This window comes from Novipirellula sp. (assembly GCF_041583735.1).
Classification (GTDB): domain Bacteria; phylum Planctomycetota; class Planctomycetia; order Pirellulales; family Pirellulaceae; genus Novipirellula.
This window is the reverse complement of sequence record NZ_JBFHFD010000971.1, coordinates 1-2158: the sequence shown is the minus strand read 5'-3', so window position 1 is coordinate 2158 and position 2158 is coordinate 1. Positions and strand designations below refer to the sequence as shown.

Sequence of the window (2158 nt, the reverse complement as noted above, 5' to 3'; positions counted from 1 at the left end):
GAAACGGGCGAGCATCGAGAATCGTGCCGATGACAATGCGGAAACGATCTCGGCGCGGCTGAGAGTCTTCTTTACACAAACGGCTCCGTTGTTGGATTACTACAAAGGTCAAGGGATTGTGCGGCACATCGACGGTACACGGTCGCCGGACGAGGTCTTCGCCCAAATTCGCTCTTGCGTCCAAGCGACCAAAACGAAGCAGAGCTAGACGTTCCCCCCAGCGAGCTCACGCGGCGGATCGGGCGGGTCGATTTTGAACCATTCGCTCGCTGCAGCTGGGCGGACTGCTCGCCGCTCCGCTGCCAAAGCGGATGGCATTGGGCTGGCGTAGTGCCGAGACCGCATTGGCGACATTTTTTTGGTACTCCCCTGACTTCTCGTGGCGTTCTGCTACCCAATCCCCAGGCGTGTTTGCAGTACAATATGCCGTAGGGAAAACTTGTTGCCACCATCCCGATCGTTGGCTGGCGTCACGGAACATTATTCACAGGACTAACTGTGCTCACGTTGACCAATATGGACCGATTTCGTTTCTACGTAGCTTGTTTCAGCGTCGTTATCGTCGCAACGGCGGTGAAGAATGGTTGGGGACAAGGCTTCTTTCGTCCGATCGGCGGTGCCCAATCGGGACGTTTCATCGAAGCGCCACGAAACATGCAACAGCAACTGCGAGAAGCGGAGCGGTCGATCGAGAACGAGAACTACAGTGACGCCGTCGTCCGACTCGGAGATTTGCTACAACGCGACGCCCGATCGATCGAGGACAGCGAACTGAACGGTCAGGATTTTTTCCTCGATGCCAGCGACGCGGTTGAGAACAAGAAACGGTTCACCGAGAGTCTGTTCCGACGTGCCCGCAACATGGTCGGTGAATTGCCGAGCAAAGCCCGCGAGATGTACCAACTGCGTTACGGACCGCTCGCTCGCAAGATGCTTGATGACGCGGCAGCGTCGCGCGATTGGCGGGTCGTGGCGGAGGTTCGACGCAAGTACTTTCATACTGACGCGGGTTACGATGCATCTTTGTTACTGGCGAAACGCGAGTTTTTCGCAGGCCATCCGTTAGCCGCTTCGCTGTTGCTGGATGACATCGTCGATGTGCCCGCGGCGATGTCGCGTCTGGGTGAATCGGTCAAATTGTTTTATGCAGCCGCCTGCCAAATTTCGGGACGCAGCATCGAGACGATTGATTTACAGGGTGCCACGATCACGGTGAGTGGAAAATCGCAGCCGGTTCCTTCGCACGACGAGTTGGCGAGTTGGATTGAACAACATTTCCGCTTGGGGGTGACGGTCGATCGCAACGACGCCGACTATTCCATTTTTGGTGGCGAGCCGAACCGCAACGAACTTAGTCAAGGCGAGATGCCGCTCGAGAACGAGCGTTGGATGCTCGACACCACCGCGAGTCCACGACAAGGTCGTGCGCTGCGTGAAATCGCGTCAAGTCTGTCGTCATCGGGAAAGTTACCACCGCCGAGTTGGACACCGATTCGTGTTGGTAACCAATTGTTGATGCGGACCACCGAGCGGCTTGTTGGCGTTGATTACCTCAGTGGTAAGCGAGTGTGGATGTACCCTTGGTTTTCCGCACAACAAAGCCATCACTCGACCGAAATCGAATTTGATGCCATTCCTGGCGAAGACGATGCTGCGGATTTGTTAACGCAGCGAGTGTGGAACGATTTGCCCTACGGAGAAATCAGCAGTGATGGCACGCGAGTGTTCATGGTCGACGATCTTGGTCAAGTCGAGATGGCATCGTTCAGTCCGATCATGGGAATGCGTGGTACCCGGCCGACCGACAGTAGTTCCAACACATTGGTTGCACTCGATTTGGCAACCGAAGGCAAATTGTTGTGGCGATTAGGCAAAGGCGAAGACACCGCATCAACATTAAGCGACGCGTTCTTCCTTGGTCCGCCACTGCCACTGGACGGACGGCTGTACACGATTGTCGAAATCGCCGGCGATATTCTGCTGGTGTGTCTTGAACCAGCAACGGGCGAAGAACTATGGCGTCAACATCTCGTCGCGGTGGAAACCGGCGGCATCGAAACGGATCCGATCCGCCGTGTCGCGGGTGCCACGCCGACGTTTCATGAAGGCGTGTTAATTTGTCCCACGGGTGCCGGCGCGATGGTGGCAATCGACTTGG

2 protein-coding genes are annotated in these 2158 nt (G+C 56.2%); both read left to right on the top strand.

The window, feature by feature from the left end:
• Nucleotides 1-208: adenylate kinase family protein (locus ABX962_RS35160; RefSeq protein WP_372726315.1), on the top strand; the 208-nt coding region annotated here is incomplete at its 5' end.
• Between the two features lie 290 nt (nt 209-498).
• Nucleotides 499-2158 (top strand): PQQ-binding-like beta-propeller repeat protein (locus ABX962_RS35155; RefSeq protein ID WP_372726314.1); only part of this gene is annotated, 1660 nt, incomplete at its 3' end.